The sequence below is a fragment of the Novosphingobium aromaticivorans DSM 12444 genome (assembly GCF_000013325.1).
Taxonomy (GTDB): domain Bacteria; phylum Pseudomonadota; class Alphaproteobacteria; order Sphingomonadales; family Sphingomonadaceae; genus Novosphingobium; species Novosphingobium aromaticivorans.
Genome location: NC_007794.1, coordinates 189,121 through 203,937 on the forward strand (window position 1 = coordinate 189,121; position 14,817 = coordinate 203,937).

General features: G+C 66.5%; 12 protein-coding genes. 6 read left to right on the plus strand and 6 right to left on the minus strand.

What is annotated here, in order from left to right:
- Positions 1 to 4: 4 nt before the first annotated feature.
- The 3 genes from SARO_RS00920 to SARO_RS00930 are packed head-to-tail and all read right to left on the minus strand — an operon-like array spanning position 5 to position 2,540.
- A complete protein-coding gene (locus SARO_RS00920) occupies positions 5 to 442 on the minus strand; it encodes a DUF2497 domain-containing protein (protein WP_011443848.1) in 438 nt (145 codons plus the stop codon).
- Between the two features lie 41 nt (positions 443 to 483).
- Positions 484 to 1,959 carry a TolC family outer membrane protein gene (locus SARO_RS00925; protein ID WP_234007386.1) on the minus strand — a complete coding sequence of 492 codons (1,476 nt, stop codon included), beginning with the start codon at positions 1,957 to 1,959 and terminating at the stop codon, positions 484 to 486.
- Positions 1,947 to 2,540, minus strand: a complete 594-nt coding sequence (locus SARO_RS00930) for a protein-L-isoaspartate O-methyltransferase family protein (RefSeq protein WP_011443850.1) — start codon at positions 2,538 to 2,540, stop codon at positions 1,947 to 1,949. Before SARO_RS00930 ends, SARO_RS00925 begins: the two co-directional genes overlap by 13 nt.
- 167 nt (positions 2,541 to 2,707) lie before the next feature.
- Here SARO_RS00930 and SARO_RS00935 point away from each other — a divergent pair, with 167 nt between their 5' ends.
- The 3 genes from SARO_RS00935 (at position 2,708) to SARO_RS00950 (ending at position 6,992) form a co-directional block, all read left to right on the plus strand.
- Complete coding sequence (locus SARO_RS00935; RefSeq protein WP_011443851.1) at positions 2,708 to 4,231, plus strand: fumarate hydratase; 1,524 nt, start codon at positions 2,708 to 2,710, stop codon at positions 4,229 to 4,231.
- 87 nt (positions 4,232 to 4,318) lie between these two features.
- The gene (locus tag SARO_RS21685; RefSeq protein ID WP_011443852.1) at positions 4,319 to 6,247 is read left to right on the plus strand and encodes a sensor histidine kinase; all 1,929 of its coding nucleotides are present in this window, start codon (positions 4,319 to 4,321) and stop codon (positions 6,245 to 6,247) included.
- Between the two features lie 10 nt (positions 6,248 to 6,257).
- Positions 6,258 to 6,992, plus strand: coding sequence for a LytR/AlgR family response regulator transcription factor (locus SARO_RS00950; RefSeq protein WP_011443853.1), 735 nt, complete (start codon positions 6,258 to 6,260; stop codon positions 6,990 to 6,992).
- A gap of 53 nt (positions 6,993 to 7,045) precedes the next feature.
- Here SARO_RS00950 and SARO_RS00955 read toward each other — a convergent pair whose 3' ends face one another.
- The 3 genes from SARO_RS00955 to SARO_RS00965 form a co-directional block, all read right to left on the minus strand.
- On the minus strand, positions 7,046 to 8,863 hold the full coding sequence (locus tag SARO_RS00955; RefSeq protein ID WP_011443854.1) for an AMP-dependent synthetase/ligase: 1,818 nt from the start codon (positions 8,861 to 8,863) through the stop codon (positions 7,046 to 7,048).
- A 120-nt stretch (positions 8,864 to 8,983) separates the two neighbouring features.
- Complete coding sequence (ggt, locus tag SARO_RS00960; RefSeq protein ID WP_011443855.1) at positions 8,984 to 10,735, minus strand: gamma-glutamyltransferase; 1,752 nt, start codon at positions 10,733 to 10,735, stop codon at positions 8,984 to 8,986.
- Between the two features lie 10 nt (positions 10,736 to 10,745).
- On the minus strand, positions 10,746 to 11,795 hold the full coding sequence (locus tag SARO_RS00965) for a quinone-dependent dihydroorotate dehydrogenase (RefSeq protein ID WP_011443856.1): 1,050 nt from the start codon (positions 11,793 to 11,795) through the stop codon (positions 10,746 to 10,748).
- 433 nt (positions 11,796 to 12,228) lie between these two features.
- Here SARO_RS00965 and SARO_RS00970 point away from each other — a divergent pair, with 433 nt between their 5' ends.
- From SARO_RS00970 to SARO_RS00980, 3 genes are all read left to right on the plus strand, one after another.
- Complete coding sequence (locus SARO_RS00970) at positions 12,229 to 12,669, plus strand: SUF system Fe-S cluster assembly regulator (RefSeq protein ID WP_011443857.1); 441 nt, start codon at positions 12,229 to 12,231, stop codon at positions 12,667 to 12,669.
- Entirely contained in the window at positions 12,666 to 14,147 is a 1,482-nt protein-coding gene (gene sufB / locus SARO_RS00975) for a Fe-S cluster assembly protein SufB (protein ID WP_011443858.1), read from the plus strand. Before SARO_RS00970 ends, sufB begins: the two co-directional genes overlap by 4 nt.
- A 139-nt stretch (positions 14,148 to 14,286) precedes the next feature.
- Complete coding sequence (locus SARO_RS00980) at positions 14,287 to 14,808, plus strand: endonuclease domain-containing protein (RefSeq protein ID WP_011443859.1); 522 nt, start codon at positions 14,287 to 14,289, stop codon at positions 14,806 to 14,808.
- Positions 14,809 to 14,817: the final 9 nt, after the last annotated feature.

Here is a 14,817-nt window from a genome sequence, read left to right on the forward strand (position 1 = left end):
CGGGTTATCCGCGCTTCCCGGCAATCCGGGCAATCTCGGCCGAAACCATGCGCTCCACCATGGCGGGCAGGTTCTTCTCTAGCCAGTCGGCCAGCATGGGCTTGAGCATTTCGCGGACCAGACCTTCAAGCGAGGTCTCGCCTGAGCGGACGATCTGCGGTGCAGCACCGGGCTGCGACAGCATCGAAAGGGCGGCCAGCGATTCGCGCATCGAAGCCGTGGCCGAATCGGCGATTAGCCCTTCTGCCAGCGCTTCGTCTGCTTCGTCGTCGGCGGTCTCGGTCAGTTCGAGGACTTCGGCGGGGCGCGCCGGGGATTCCTTGCGGGGGCGAGCATGCGCGGCATCGGCACGGCCTTGCGCTTCCATGCGATTGTCGCGCGCGATCACCTTCTTGATCGATTCGAGGATTTCCTCGACGGACGGTTCACCGGCCTGGCGCATCGAACTTCCTTACCCCCTTCAGCCCCTTCACGCCGATTCCCTCAGGGCGTCGGCGTGGGCGCGATTGTCGCATCCTGCGCGGGCGTGTCAACGGTGCGGGTCGACTTCGCGACGGGCGTGGGATCGCGGTCCCAGTCCCAGATGCGGTTCTTCACCCGGTCGTAGTTGACCTGCGGATCGTAGAGTGCGCCGCCATCGAGGCCGAGGTCGTTGGCATCCGCCTTGCCCATCGCGGCAAGCAGGTTGAAGCCCGCGACATAGGCATTGCGGCGGGCGGCGACGAGCTGGACCTGCGCGCGCAGCAGTTCCTGCTCTGCATCGAGGATGTTGAGAATCGTGCGATTGCCCACGGTATTCTCCGCGCGCACGCCTTCGAGGCTGAGCGCGGCGGCATCGACCGCGGTCTGGTTCATCGCGATGATCTCGTTCGCGGCCTTCCATGACGCATAGGCCGATCGCACGGTCGCGATCACTTCGCGTTCCACGCCGATTTCCTGCTCCAGCGTGGCGCTTTCGCGCGCCTGTGCCTGCCGCGTCTGCGCAGCAGGAGCGCCGCCCTGGTAAAGCGGTATCGAGGCGCGCACGCCGGCCTGCGCCGTCGTCTGGTGCTGCGCAAAGGCGGCGGAGGAGTTGCCGCCGAGCGTATTGAAGTAATCGGTGTAGTTGCTGCCGCCGAAGAGCGAGATTGTCGGCAGCTTGGCGGCGTCGGCCACCTTCACGTCGAAACCGGCGGCCTTGCTACGCTCGCGCGCGGCCAGCAGGTCGGGGTTGTTCTCCAGCGCGAAGTCGACCGCGTCGTCCGGCGTTGCGGGCAGGCCCGGAAGCGGCGGCGGCGGCTGGAGGTCTGCCGGGGCTTTCCCGACGACCTGGATATAGCGCTCGCGGCTGGACACAAGATTGGCCTGGGCGGTGCGCAGGTCGCCGCGCGCAAGGGCGAGGCGCGAGTTCGACTGCGCCACGTCGGTGCGAGTCACGTCACCGATGTCGAAGCGGTCGCTCGTCGCCTTGAGGTTGACCTCGAGCACTTCGACGTTGTTGCGATTGAGGCCGACGATCGCGCTGTCGCGGATCACGTCCATGTAGGCGGCCACGACCTGGCTGAAGATGCCGGACTCAGTTGCGCGCAGGTCTTCCTGTCCGGCCTCGACGCGGGTCTTGGCCGCGCGGATCGAGTTCTTGACGGCGCCGCCCGCATAGACCGGAACGCCAAGCGACAGGTCTGCGGAAAGCGAGCGGTCGGGTGCGGTGAAGGCGTTGGGCGTCTTCTTGAGGAATTCGGTGTAGGTCGCCGTTCCCGACAGGCTGGGCAGGGCGCTGGACCGCGCCAGCGGCACCCCTTCGTCCGTCGCGCGCTGGTTTGCGCGCGCGGCCTGGAGCGTGGGATTGGTGTTGTATGCGCTGGTCAGCGCCTCGCGCAGGTCATCGGCCAGGGCAGGCGTGGCGATGAGCGCGGCGGCACTGGCCGTCAGGAGGAGGCGCAGTGCCTTGCCGGTCGTCATGGGCTTCAGAAGCTCCATTTCCTGGGCGCGGCCATTTCAGGCAGCACGGCGAAATCGGCTTCGGCCAAGGGGGTGGCGACAACCTTGCCAAGCGCCTTGCGGGCAACGCCGAGGCGGGTGACGCCACGGTCGAACAGGCCGGTTACGATGCGGCCCTCGTCCGATAGCAGCGCGGCCAGCGACTCGGGCAGCACTTCCGCCGCGCCGTCGATCAGGATCAGCGAGTAGGGCCCACCCTTGGCATCGGTCAGGCTGTCGGCACGGGCGACCGTGCCCGCCAGATGGCCGGCGAGGGCGGCGAGGTAGCCGTTGGGCGAAATCACGAGGACGCTGTCGTCCTTCGTCGCGGCCGCGGCTTCGAGCATCTGGCCGTAGGTCAGGGCGGGCGAGAGCGACCGACCATCGCCAAGCGGTTGCGCGCGGTCGGCATAGGCGACGGTGCGGCGGTCCGCGGGAACGAAGTCCTCGCGCGGGACGGCGGCGAAAGCGGCAAGGATCGCGGGCGTGTTCACGCCGCTGACGCGAAGCTGGCTATCGATCATCGCGCGGCGCGCGACCAGCATCTCGTCTGCAGCCGGACGGTCTTCAACCACGGTCATTGAACCCTCATTCTCGCGGGGGGCCGCGCTCCCGTTCGCGGGGGCTGCCCTGATTTGTGCCAAGTGCCTGTAGATTATCGACCTGCCGTTTCCAAGATGTTTGCTTGTCGCAAATTGCCGCGTATTGGCCTGCGCGGTTCACACGGACATCTGAGGGAGTCGGCAAGATGGCGGAAATGGTGACGATCAAGGAAGCGGACCTGATCGAAAGCGTTGCGGATGCGCTTCAATACATCAGCTATTTCCACCCGATGGACTACATCCGCGCGCTGGGTGAGGCCTACAAGGCCGAGCAGGGGCCAGCGGCCAAGGACGCCATCGCCCAGATCCTCACCAACAGCCGCATGTGCGCCGAAGGGCATCGCCCGATCTGCCAGGACACCGGCATCGTCAACGTCTTCATCGAGTGGGGCCAGGACTGCCGCCTCGAAAGCGACCTTTCGTTGCAGGATGTGGTCGATGAGGGCGTGCGCCGTGCCTACAACAATCCCGACAACAAGCTGCGCGCGTCGGTTCTTGCCGATCCCGCATTCACCCGCCGCAACACCCGCGACAACACGCCCTGTGTGCTGCACGTGGAAATGGTCAAGGGCAACAAGGTGACGGTCGATGTTGCCGCCAAGGGAGGCGGGTCGGAGAACAAGTCGAAGTTCAAGATGATGAACCCCAGCGATTCGATCGTCGACTGGGTGATCGAGATGCTGCCCCAGATGGGCGCCGGCTGGTGCCCGCCGGGCATGCTCGGCATTGGCATCGGCGGCACCGCGGAACACTGCGTGCTGCTCGCCAAGAAGGCGCTGATGGAGCCGATCGATATGGCCCAGCTCAAGCAGCGCGGGCCGCAGACCGACATCGAACGCCTGCGCATCGAGATCTTCGACAAGGTCAACGCGCTTGGCATCGGCGCGCAGGGGCTGGGCGGGCTTTCCACCATCCTCGACGTCAAGATCATGGACGCGCCGTGCCATGCCGCCGGCAAGCCGGTGGCGATGATCCCCAATTGCGCGGCAACCCGCCATGCGCACTTCACGCTCGACGGGTCGGGGCCGACCTTCCTCGAGCGACCCAAGCTCGATGAATGGCCGGAAGTGCACTGGGCGCCGGACTCGGCGGCAAGGCGCGTCGATCTCGATACGCTGACGCAGGAAGAGGTGCAGAGCTGGAAGGCGGGCGACCGCCTGCTCCTGAACGGCAAGATGCTGACGGGCCGCGATGCCGCGCACAAGCGGATCAAGGACATGCTCGCCAAGGGCGAGGAACTGCCCGTCGATTTCAAGGGCCGCGTGATCTACTACGTCGGCCCGGTCGATCCGGTGCGCGACGAAGTCGTCGGCCCGGCCGGCCCCACCACGGCCACCCGCATGGACAGCTTCTCCGACACCATGCTCGACCTCGGCCTGCTCGCCAGCGTCGGCAAGGCCGAGCGTGGCCCTGCCGCGACCCAGTCCATCGCCAACCACAAGAGCGCCTATCTGATGGCGGTGGGCGGAGCGGCCTATCTTGTCGCCCGCGCGATCAAGGAGGCGAAGGTCGTCGGCTTCGAGGACCTCGGCATGGAGGCGATCTACGAATTCACCGTCGAGGACATGCCGGTGACCGTGGCCGTCGATTCCGGGGGCCAGAACGTTCACCAGCTCGCGCCGCTGGTGTGGAAGAAGAAGATCGCCGAGGAACACCTCCTTCCGGCCTGACCTTCCTTTCTTTCGCTTCGATGAACCGCATATCCCGCCCGACCACCGTTCTGGTGCGTCGGGCGGTTCGCGTTTAGGCTGAACGCCATGACGTTGTCGCAAATCGATCCGGGCGTCCCGCGCGTGCCGGCACGGCAGGTAATCCTGTCGGCCGTGGCGCTGTGGCTCTGCTACTTCGTGCTGATTACCGTGCGCGGGCTGGTGGTCGAACTGGGCGACTTTTCGGACCTCCTGTGGCGGCGTGCGCTGGTGACCGTTGCAGGGATCGTCGTGACCGTAGCCTGCTGGCCGTTGCTGCGCCGCTTCGATGCGCGCCCGCTGGCAACGCGCGTGGGGGCGGCCCTGGTCATCATGCTTCCGGCCGCGCTTGCGCTGGCGGCAGTCAACCAATGGGCCTTCGCCCCGGTCGAAAAGCGGATGATCGAGCGGATCAGCACCGATCAGGGCGATGAAGCCCCGACCCGCACCTCGCAGGTCACCGTGAAGAACGGCGATGGCAAGGGCGGCGCGGTCAAGATCCGCCACGACATGGCCGGCAACGTTCTGGTCGACGTGCTGGACGAGGGCTTCGTTCCGCCCGTACCTGCTCCACCCCCTGCCCCGCCGCCGGCACCCCGCACCCCGCACCCCACCCATGCCCCGGGCTCGACGGCCCACGCCTCGCCGACGACGGAACCGTTGCTCAGCGAGGAGGACGTTGCGGAACTGCGCAACCTGGGCGACGAACGCACCATAGAGGCCTTGAAGAACGCCGGGATCGTGCAGAATCCCGACGGCAGCACGGTGATCTCCCAGCCGGGGCTCTATGTGCGGCAATATGCCGATGGCCGCTCCGAAGTGCGCACTGGCGGCAAGGTCTATGTCGTGGGCGATGACGGCGAGGTTGAATCGATCCTGAGCGGCGCCCGGGACCCGGTCCCGCCGGAACCTCCTGCCCCCGCTGCCAGCGCGGTTCCTCCAGCACCCCCGGCACCACCGGCCCCGGCAATTTCTGCCGCCATGCAGGAGAAGGTGCGCGAAGCCGCGCGGCGCGAGACCGAGAAGGCGCTGGGCAAGGCCGACGCGCTGCGCAAGGCCGCGCTGGCCCGCGCGCGCGAAGCCCGTGCCCGACATGCCGACGCGCATCCCGTGGCCCAGCCTTCCGTCTCGGCCCGGCCTGCCGTTTCGGCCGAGCCCGCCGCTTCCGCCACGCCCGAACCATCGCCCTCGGAGATCGTCACCGAGGATTATCGCGGCTCCGACCATGTGACGATCATCCGCCAGACGGTAGAGAACGAGGGGCTGTGGCGGCAACTCACCGACGTTGCCCTTGGTCGCTACTTCCTGCTCATCGCCTGGGCCGCGCTCTATCTTGCGCTGGGCAATGGCGAGCAACTCCGCGCCGCCGAATATCGCGAGGGCGAATACCGGCGTGCGGCCAAGGCATCGGAATTGCGCTCGCTGCGCTACCAGGTGAACCCGCACTTCCTGTTCAACACGCTCAATTCGCTGTCGGCCCTGGTCATGGTCGGTCGCAGCGAACAGGCCGAGCGAATGATCCAGTCGATCTCGCGCTTCTACCGTCACAGCCTTGCCGGCGATCCCACTGCGGACGTCCCGCTGGAGGACGAGATCGCGCTCCAGCGCCACTACCTCGACATCGAGGCGGTGCGCTTCCCTGACAGGCTGCGGTGCGAGTTCGATGTTCCGGACGATCTGATGACGGCCTGCGTGCCGGGCATGATCCTGCAGCCGTTGGTTGAGAACTCGATCAAGTACGCGGTCTCGACCACTATCCGCCCGGTGACGATCCGCATAGCCGCGCGCGAGGCGGGCGGTTTCCTGATCCTGACGGTGGCAGACGACGGGCCGGGCGAAAGCTTCGTCAACGGCGGCACCGGCATCGGCCTTGCCAACGTGAAGAGCCGCCTCGCCGCGCGCTTTGGCGAGGACGCGGCCAAGGTGGAAAGCGGGCCGCTGCCGGCGGGCGGCTATGCGACCGTGCTGACGCTGCCGATTGTCCGCAACGAATGCTGAGGGGGAAGAATTGCGCACGTTGATAGTCGACGACGAACCGCTGGCGGTGGAGCGCATGCAGATCCTCTGCGCGCGCATCCCCGCGCTCCAGGTGGTGGGGACCGCAAGCGACGGCGCCGCCGCGCTTCGCCTGATCGAGGCGCTCGCGCCCGACCTCGTTCTGCTCGACATGACCATGCCCGAAGTGGACGGCCTTGGCGTTGCCCGGGCTCTGGCCGGACAGGCCAGCCGCCCTGCCGTGGTCTTCGTCACCGCGCACGACGATTTCGCCGTCGAGGCCTTCGACTGCGATGCGGTCGATTACGTGCTGAAGCCGGTTGCGCAGGAGCGGCTGGAGCGCGCGGTGGAACGTGCGCAGGCCCGTCGCAGCGCGGCCCCTGAAACGCCGTTGACGCCGGAACGGGCCGCGAGCGAATGGATCGAGGAATTCTGGGTTCCTCACCGCTCCGAACTTATCCGCGTGGCGGCTTCCGATCTCGAACGCATCGACGCCGAACGCGACTATGTGCGCCTGCACGTCGGGCAGAGGTCGTACCTGATGCTTCACACCATCGCGGGCCTCGAAGCACGGCTCGACCCGGATCGCTTCATCCGGCTTCACCGCTCCACCATCGTCCGCCGCGACCGAATCGCCGGCCTGAAACACGATGGTCTCGGCGTCTGGTCGGCGGAACTCGCGGATGGCACGATGCAACGCATCGGCCGCACCTATCTCGCGCGGGTCAAGGCGATGGCCGGGCGCTAGGCCCCGCCCTGTCAGCCTTGGGTCCTCAGCCCTGGTTCCTCAGCCCTGGCTCCTCAGGCCTTGTACAGTCCGTCGATCCTTGCGCCGTAGCGTTCGCGGATCTTGTGGCGGCGGATCTTTAGGCTGGGAGTCATCTCGCCGTTGTCGATGCTGAAGGCTTCGTCCGTGAAGGTGAACTGGCGGACCTTCTCGATCACCGACAGGTCCTTGTTCACCCGGTCCACCGCCGCGCGGATGGCGTTGCGGAAGGCGGGCAGGTCCTGCAGCTTCTTGAAATCGAAGTGTTCGCCTTGCGCGCGCGACCAATCGAGCGCCCATTCCGGATCGGGCACGATCAGTCCGACGATGTAGGGCCGCTTGTCGCCCGACACCATTGCCTGCGCAATCTCAGGCTGAAGCGTGAGCATGCCCTCGATCTTCTGCGGAGAGACATTGTCGCCCTTGTCGTTGACGATCATGTCCTTCTTGCGGTCGGTGATGACGATGCGGCCCTTCTTGTCGAGATGGCCTATGTCGCCGGTGTGCAGCCAGCCTGCGTTGGGGCCGTTCTGGGGAACGGCGCGGGCGGTTTCCGCCTCGTTCTGCCAATAGCCGTGCATGACCAGCTCGCCCCGCACGAGGATTTCGCCATCTTCGGCGATCTTCACTTCCACGCCCTTCATCGGCGGGCCGACCGTGTCCATCTTCAGGCCGACCCTGGGCCGGTTGCATGAAATCACAGGTCCCGCCTCGGTCTGGCCATAGCCCTGCAGCATGGTCAGCCCCATCGACTGGAAGAACACCCCGACGTCGGGATTGAGCGGCGCCCCGCCCGAGACCATCGCCTTCATCCGCCCGCCGAAGCGCGCGCGGATCTTTGGCCGCAAGGTGCGATCGAGAACGAGGTTCATCGGCGCGTCGATCAGCCGACCCTTGCCAGCGGCCTTGCGCCCGCCGATGGAAAGCGCGCGGTCCATCAGGTAGTTGGCGACGCGCCCCTGCTTTTCCACCTGCTTCATGATCCTGGTGCGCAGGACCTCGAACAGGCGCGGCACGACAACCATGATCGTCGGGCGCACTTCCTCGATGTTCGAAGCGAGCTTCTCCAGTCCTTCGGAATAGAAGATCTGGGCGCCCATGCCGATCGGCAGGAACTGGCCACCGGTGTGTTCGTAGGCATGGGACAGCGGCAGGAAGGAAAGGAACACTTCCTCGTCCCAGCCGAAGTCTTCGGCCAGGATGTGCGCCGCGCCCTCGACGTTCTGCAGGATCGATCCGTGGTGCAGACGTACCCCGCGCGGGCTTCCGCCGGTGCCGCTGGTGTAGATGATGCAGGCTAGATCCGCGCGATCCACGGTGCGCAGGCGTTCGTCGACCGCGCGGCGAGCAGCGGCGGCATCGCCGGTCATCATCGTGTCCCAGTCGTGGAACGACAGCTTGCCCGCCTGCATCTGGCGGAGTGGCTCCATGCCGATGACGTGCTCGACGCAAGGGGCCGAAAGCGCCGCCGGAAGCAGCGGCTGCGAGAGTTTCGCGGTCGAGACTATCACCGCCCGTGCGCCGGAGTTTTCCAGGATGTGCAGGTGGTCGCGTTCGGTATTGGTGATGTAGGTGGGCACGGTGACGAGACCGGCGGCCATGATCGCGAGGTCGGCTACGCACCATTCCGGCCGATTTTCGGAAACCAGCGCCACGCGGTCCCCGGGATTCAGGCCCAGGCCGCGCAGCGCTTCCGCCAGTAGGCACACCTGCCGCACCGTTTCCGCCCAACTTATCGGCCGCCATTGCCCATCGTGCTTGGCCCAGAGGAACGGGCTGTCGCCGCGCGTGCCGGCACGGTCGAGGAACATCGCGACGAGATTTGGATAGGCTGCGAAATCCGAAAGCTGCACGTCTGTTACCTCGCCCCGTTCTGTCCCCGGCCTGCCCTGATCGCGCTGGGCCCCGTTCGTTTCAACCGAACCTAGTGGGGCGCCGCCGTTACGGCAACCGGGGACGGGTGAGGCGGGCGCTCATGGTGCGACCGCGATGCCTTCGCTGCGCGGATCGGCAGCGCCGCGCCACGTATTGCCGACCCGCTCGATCGCGTTGGCCTTGAATCCCGGCGGGCGTGCCAGAATCTTGGCGTGACCCAGCTTCTGCAGCGCCGGGATCATCGCCTCCAGCGAGGTGCCCCTCTCTACGAAGACGGTGTCGCCGCCGGGCGCGAAGATCACCGGCAGGGCTATGGCGTCGCGGGCGGAGAGGTTCCAGTCGAGCACGCCGATGATCGCCTTGGCCACTTGCGCGGGAATGGTCGCGCCGCCAGCAGCGCCGATTGCGAGGCGGAGCTTTCCGTCAGGACCGTAGACCAGCGTCGGCGCCATCGAGCTGCGGGGCCGCTTGCCGCCCTCGACGCGGTTTGCGGTCGGCTTGCCGTCCTTGTCCGGCACAATGTTGAAATCGGTCAGTTCGTTGTTGAGGTAATAGCCGCCGACCATCAGCCCCGATCCGAACGGTCCTTCGATCGTCGAGGTGTAGCTGGCGGCGTTGCCCCACCGGTCCACCGCGACGAAGTGGGTCGTCCCGTTCTCGTCCTGCGGCTCTGCCCGCGCGAAGGCCAGCTTCGCTCCGGGCGGCGTGCCGGGGAGCACGGTGGGCATCGTCGCGCTTTCGGAAATGAGGGCGGACCGGCCCGCCAGGTAGGCCGGGTCCGAAAGCCCCGCTACGGGCACCTGCACGAAGTCCGCATCGGCGAGGTACTGGTCGCGGTCGGCGTAGGCGAGGCGCTGCGATTCGGCGATCAGGTGCCAGGCCACCGGGCTTGCTGGGCCGAGCGTCTTCATGTCGAACCGCTCCAGCTGTTCGAGGATCGCGTAAACCGTCGTTGCGCCCGAACTGGGCGGGCCCATTCCGCAGATCCGGTAGGTACGGTACTGGCCGCACAGCGGCGTCCGCTCGACTGCCTTGTAGGCGGCGATGTCTGCCGTGGTCATCGGTGCAGGGTTGACCGGCGCGGTGCCGACCTTCGCGGCGAGGGTCGCCGCGTTGTCGCCGGTGTAGAAACTGTCCGCGCCGCGTGCGGCAATCCCTTCCAGCGTGGCGGCGAGCGCCGGATTGCGCACGATCGTGCCGACGGGGAGCGGCTGCCCATCCGGACCGTAGAACAGCGCTCGTGCCGCCGGGTCGAGCGCGCCGGTGCGGGCGAAGCTTTCCAGCGAGGAACGCAAGCGCCCGGTGATCGCGAAGCCATCGCGCGCCAGGCGGATCGCCGGCTGGAACAGGGTCCGCCAGGAAAGCCTGCCGCGTGCGTTGTGGGCATGGGCCGCAAGGCGCAGGTTGCCCGGCACGCCCACGCTGCGTCCGCCGGGAATCGCGTCGGCATAGGGGAGCGGCTTTCCGCCGACGTAGAACCATTCCGGCGTTGCCGCGCGTGGTGCGGTTTCGCGTCCGTCGATCGTGCTGACCGCACCTGCGGCATCGCCCGTCACGAGGAAACCGCCGCCGCCTATACCCGAGCTTTGCGGCTCGACTACCGTAAGCGCGAGCATTGTCGCAATCGCGGCGTCGGTGGCGCTGCCGCCAAGCCTGAGCATCTGCGCCCCGGCTTCCGCGGCGCGCGGATCGGCTGCCGAAACGAGGCCCGGCCCTTCGACGGGCACACTTCCGTCGGCGGCCGGCCGTGGTGCCGGAGCAACCGGTGCGCTGGGCGGCGGGACACAGGCGCTGGCTAGAAGTACGCCGGCAAGCGGCGCATATCGGAGGAGGAGCGGGGGCATCTTCATGCCCGCCACGCTATTCGCTGCCGACGGCCTCGGCAATGGAAGTGAGGCCGGCTTCGCGGACTTTGCGCTCGAGACCCGCAACGAGGCGGCGGGCCAGGCCGGGCCCTTCGTAGACCATGGCGCTGTAGATCTGGATCAGGCTGGCGCCTGCCCGGATCCGCTCCCACGCATCGTCGACCGTGGCAATGCCGCCTACGCCGACCAGCGGGATCGCCCCGCCGCTGGCCTTGCGGAAATCGCGCAGGCGCTGCAGCGCCAGTTCCCGCAGCGGTGCGCCGGAAAGTCCGCCCGCCTCCCCGGCGTGGGCAGAGCGGAGCACTGGCCGGGTGATCGTCGTGTTCGAGATGATCAGGGCCGCAAGCTGCTTTTCGATGGCGATGCGGCAGATGCTGTCGATATCGGCCGGCTCGAGATCGGGCGCGAGCTTGAGGAACACCGGCGTGGTCATGTTGCCACGCGCCTCGATCACTGCATCGAGCAGTGCGGCAAGGGCGCCTTCGTCCTGCAGGGCGCGCAGGCCCGGCGTATTCGGCGATGAGATGTTGACGGTGAGGTACGAGGCCAGCGGCGCCATCAGCCGCGTCATCAGCGCATAGTCGGCGATTCGGTCCGCCGAATCCTTGTTCGCGCCGATGTTCACGCCGACGATGCCCGGCAAGCCGTGCTTGCCAGTCTCGCGTCGCCGCACGAGGCGGTTGGTGACGGCCTGCGCGCCTTCGTTGTTGAAGCCCATGCGGTTGATGACCGCGCGGTCCTCGACCAGGCGGAACAGGCGCGGCTTGGGGTTGCCCTCCTGCGGGCGGGGCGTGACCGTGCCCACTTCGACGAATCCGAAGCCGAGGCCGAGCATGGCATCGGGCACTTCCGCGTTCTTGTCGAAACCGGGGGCCATGCCGACCGGGTTGGGAAAGGCCAGTCCCGCTATGCGCTGGGCGAGCGAAGGCGTGGGCGCCAGCGTGGTCCCGCCTTGCGCAAGGCCCAGGGCCTTTATCGTCAGGCGGTGCGCGGGTTCTGCGGGAATGCGGAAGATGAGGGGGCGCAGTAGCGAGTATGGCGTCACGATCAGTCGGTCCGATTCCTGCCGGCGTTCATTGTTCCGGCGTTCATTGTTTCTGCAGCGCCACAGTCGATCGATGCGGCGCCGGAGCGGTTAGCAACCTTTTTGGGCCGACGAGAAGCCCCGGCCAAGCGCGATCTTCTCGAATTTGACCTGAATTGTAATCGATTTGATTGGTCATGTTGCCGGAATGTCACCGATTTTGTCGAATCCATACAATTCAATATGCGTGCTTCTGCGTAGGAGGGCGATGCGACCCGAAGGGCTCGGTGCAGTGATGTATCGGGTTCTCGACTTCAAGGCGGCCGGTGACCCTCACGGGGCTCGGCCGCCCTTTTTTTGCGCGTCCAGCGCACTTGTCGCCCGGGTTTCAAGCGCCTAGATAACCGGAGTGATTCGGTCCGATTTCGCGGATCGTCGCCGGGACCCTTCTGCGATGCGTCTTTCCAGCATGGCCGACTACGCCGTCGTGACGATGTGCGCCGCCGCGCGCCATTGCGGGCAGCAGCGCGTCTCGGCCCAGCAACTGGCCGACGAAACGGGCCTGCCCGCGCCCACCGTGCAGAAGCTCGTGAGCAAGCTTTCCTCGGCCGGACTGCTGAAGTCGGTGCGCGGCGCGCGTGGTGGGCTGAAGCTGGCCCGACCCGCCGCGGCCATCACTTTGGCGGATATCGTCGAGGCGGTCGAAGGTCCTATTGCGCTTGCGCCGTGCAGCGAGCATGGCCGCCACGATTGCACGCTCGAAAGCGCGTGCACCGTCCGTCCGCACTGGCCCGCCGTCGATGCCGCACTTCGCGGCGCGCTGGCGGGCATACCGCTTACCCAATTGTCCCGCCCCGCCGTCCAGGCGGTACCGGTGGCGGAGGTTCTGGCATGACCGATAATACAGAAGTGAAGGATCAGGCTGCGCGCGAGGCTGCCGCTAGGGTTGCCGAGTACGAGCATGGCTGGGTTTCCGACATCGAGCAGGAATACGGGCCCAAGGGCCTGTCCGAGGACACCGTCCGCTTCATCTCGGCCAAGAAGGACGAGCCGGAGTGGATGCTCGAATGGCGCCTCAAGGCCTATCGCCACTGGCTGACCATGCCCACGCCCGAATGGGCCAAGCTGAACATCCCGCCGATCGACTACCAGGAGGCCTATTACTGGGCTGCGCCCAAGGCCAAGCCGAAGCTCGGCAGCCTGGACGAGGTCGATCCGGAAATCCTGCGCGTCTATGAAAAGCTCGGCATTCCGCTGGAGGAGCAGAAGGTGCTCGCCGGCGTCGAAGGCGCGCGCAAGGTCGCGGTCGATGCCGTGTTCGATTCGGTCTCCGTCGCCACGACCTTCCGCAAGGAGCTGGAAGCGGCGGGCGTCATCTTCCGTTCGATCTCCGAGGCGATCCGCGAATACCCCGATCTCGTCCGCAAGTGGCTGGGCAAGGTCGTGCCCATGCACGACAACTACTTCGCCACTCTGAACTGCGCGGTCTTTTCGGACGGCACCTTCGTCTACATCCCCGAAGGCGTGCGCTGCCCGATGGAGCTGAGCACCTATTTCCGCATCAACGCGGAGAACACCGGCCAGTTCGAGCGTACCCTGATCGTGGCCGACAAGGGCAGCTACGTCAGCTACCTCGAGGGCTGCACCGCGCCGCAGCGCGACGAGAACCAGCTCCATGCTGCGGTCGTCGAACTGGTCGCGCTCGATGATGCCGAGATCAAGTATTCGACCGTGCAGAACTGGTATCCGGGCGATGCCGAAGGTCGCGGCGGCATTTACAATTTCGTGACCAAGCGCGCTCTGTGCCAGGGCGCGCGGTCCAAGGTGTCGTGGACGCAGGTCGAAACCGGCTCGGCGATCACCTGGAAGTATCCGTCCTGCGTACTCAACGGCGAGGACTCGGTGGGCGAGTTCTACTCGGTCGCCGTGACCAACAACCATCAACAGGCCGATACCGGCACCAAGATGATCCACAACGGCAAGGGCAGCCGCTCGACCATCGTGTCGAAGGGCATTTCCGCCGGCAAGTCGAACAACACCTATCGCGGCCTCGTCCGCGTTGCTCCGCAGGCCGAAGGCGTGCGCAACTTCACGCAGTGCGACAGCCTTCTGCTGGGCTCGGATTGCGGCGCGCATACCGTGCCCTACATCGAAGTTCGCAATCCCTCCGCCACGATCGAGCACGAGGCGACGACAAGCAAGATCAGCGACGACCAGCTGTTCTACGCCATGCAGCGCGGGCTCGACCAGGAAAGCGCGGTGGCGCTGATCGTCAACGGTTTTGCGCGCGAAGTGCTGCAGCAGTTGCCCATGGAATTCGCGGTCGAGGCGCAGAAGCTGCTTGGCATTTCGCTCGAAGGAAGCGTGGGATGATGCCATCGCTTCTCACTCATCGTCACCCTGAACCTGTTTCAGGGTCCATCTCTCGTCCAGCATCGGCGGTTTCGGTCGCCAGATGGACGCTGAAACAAGTTCAGCATGACGAGCAACATTTTGCATTGGGCCAGCCGCAATGAAGAAGACCCTTTCCCTGCGTCCGGCGAGCGAACGCGCCGACGTTCCCAATATCCAGAAGAAGGGGCGCGGCTGGGTCATTTCCGGCTCGCGGCTCGACGCGATTCACGACATGGCGCGCGAAATGCGCCGCGAGCCCGACGAGGCTCACGCTGCGCTGGCCGAGGAACTGGCGAAGGAAGATCTCGGCAAGTACAAGTTCAAGCGTTACGCGGTTATCGGGTCGGCCATTGTCGATTTCGCCTGCCAGCCGCTCAAGCTGGTCGTGGCGCTCGACCGGGGCGACGCCCCGGAAATCGAACGCCGCCGCGATGCGAGCCTTGCCGCCGTCGGCCTCAAGGTCGTGCGTTATGACGCGGCCGAAGTTCTCGGCGATCCCGAAGGCGCGGGCCGCGCGGTGCTGGCCGCGATGAAGGCTCGTTACGAGGAACTGCGCGCCGCCGCGCGCCCGCAGCGCTCCACCTATTCGCGCTCCGGTGCACGCCCCCAGCGCAGCCATTCCCCCCGGTCGCGGGGCTGAAAGAGAAGA

What these genes read in the sequence shown, in the direction of transcription:
- SARO_RS00980 (WP_011443859.1), top strand. Translation starts at nt 14,287, where the DNA reads ATGAAGAAGACCCTTTCCCTGCGTCCGGCGAGCGAACGCGCCGACGTT.
- SARO_RS00970 (WP_011443857.1), top strand. Translation starts at nt 12,229, where the DNA reads ATGCGTCTTTCCAGCATGGCCGACTACGCCGTCGTGACGATGTGCGCC.
- SARO_RS00920 (WP_011443848.1), bottom strand. Translation starts at nt 442, where the DNA reads ATGCGCCAGGCCGGTGAACCGTCCGTCGAGGAAATCCTCGAATCGATC.
- SARO_RS00930 (WP_011443850.1), bottom strand. Translation starts at nt 2,540, where the DNA reads ATGACCGTGGTTGAAGACCGTCCGGCTGCAGACGAGATGCTGGTCGCG.
- ggt (WP_011443855.1), bottom strand. Translation starts at nt 10,735, where the DNA reads ATGAAGATGCCCCCGCTCCTCCTCCGATATGCGCCGCTTGCCGGCGTA.
- SARO_RS00935 (WP_011443851.1), top strand. Translation starts at nt 2,708, where the DNA reads ATGGCGGAAATGGTGACGATCAAGGAAGCGGACCTGATCGAAAGCGTT.
- sufB (WP_011443858.1), top strand. Translation starts at nt 12,666, where the DNA reads ATGACCGATAATACAGAAGTGAAGGATCAGGCTGCGCGCGAGGCTGCC.
- SARO_RS21685 (WP_011443852.1), top strand. Translation starts at nt 4,319, where the DNA reads ATGACGTTGTCGCAAATCGATCCGGGCGTCCCGCGCGTGCCGGCACGG.
- SARO_RS00925 (WP_234007386.1), bottom strand. Translation starts at nt 1,959, where the DNA reads ATGGAGCTTCTGAAGCCCATGACGACCGGCAAGGCACTGCGCCTCCTC.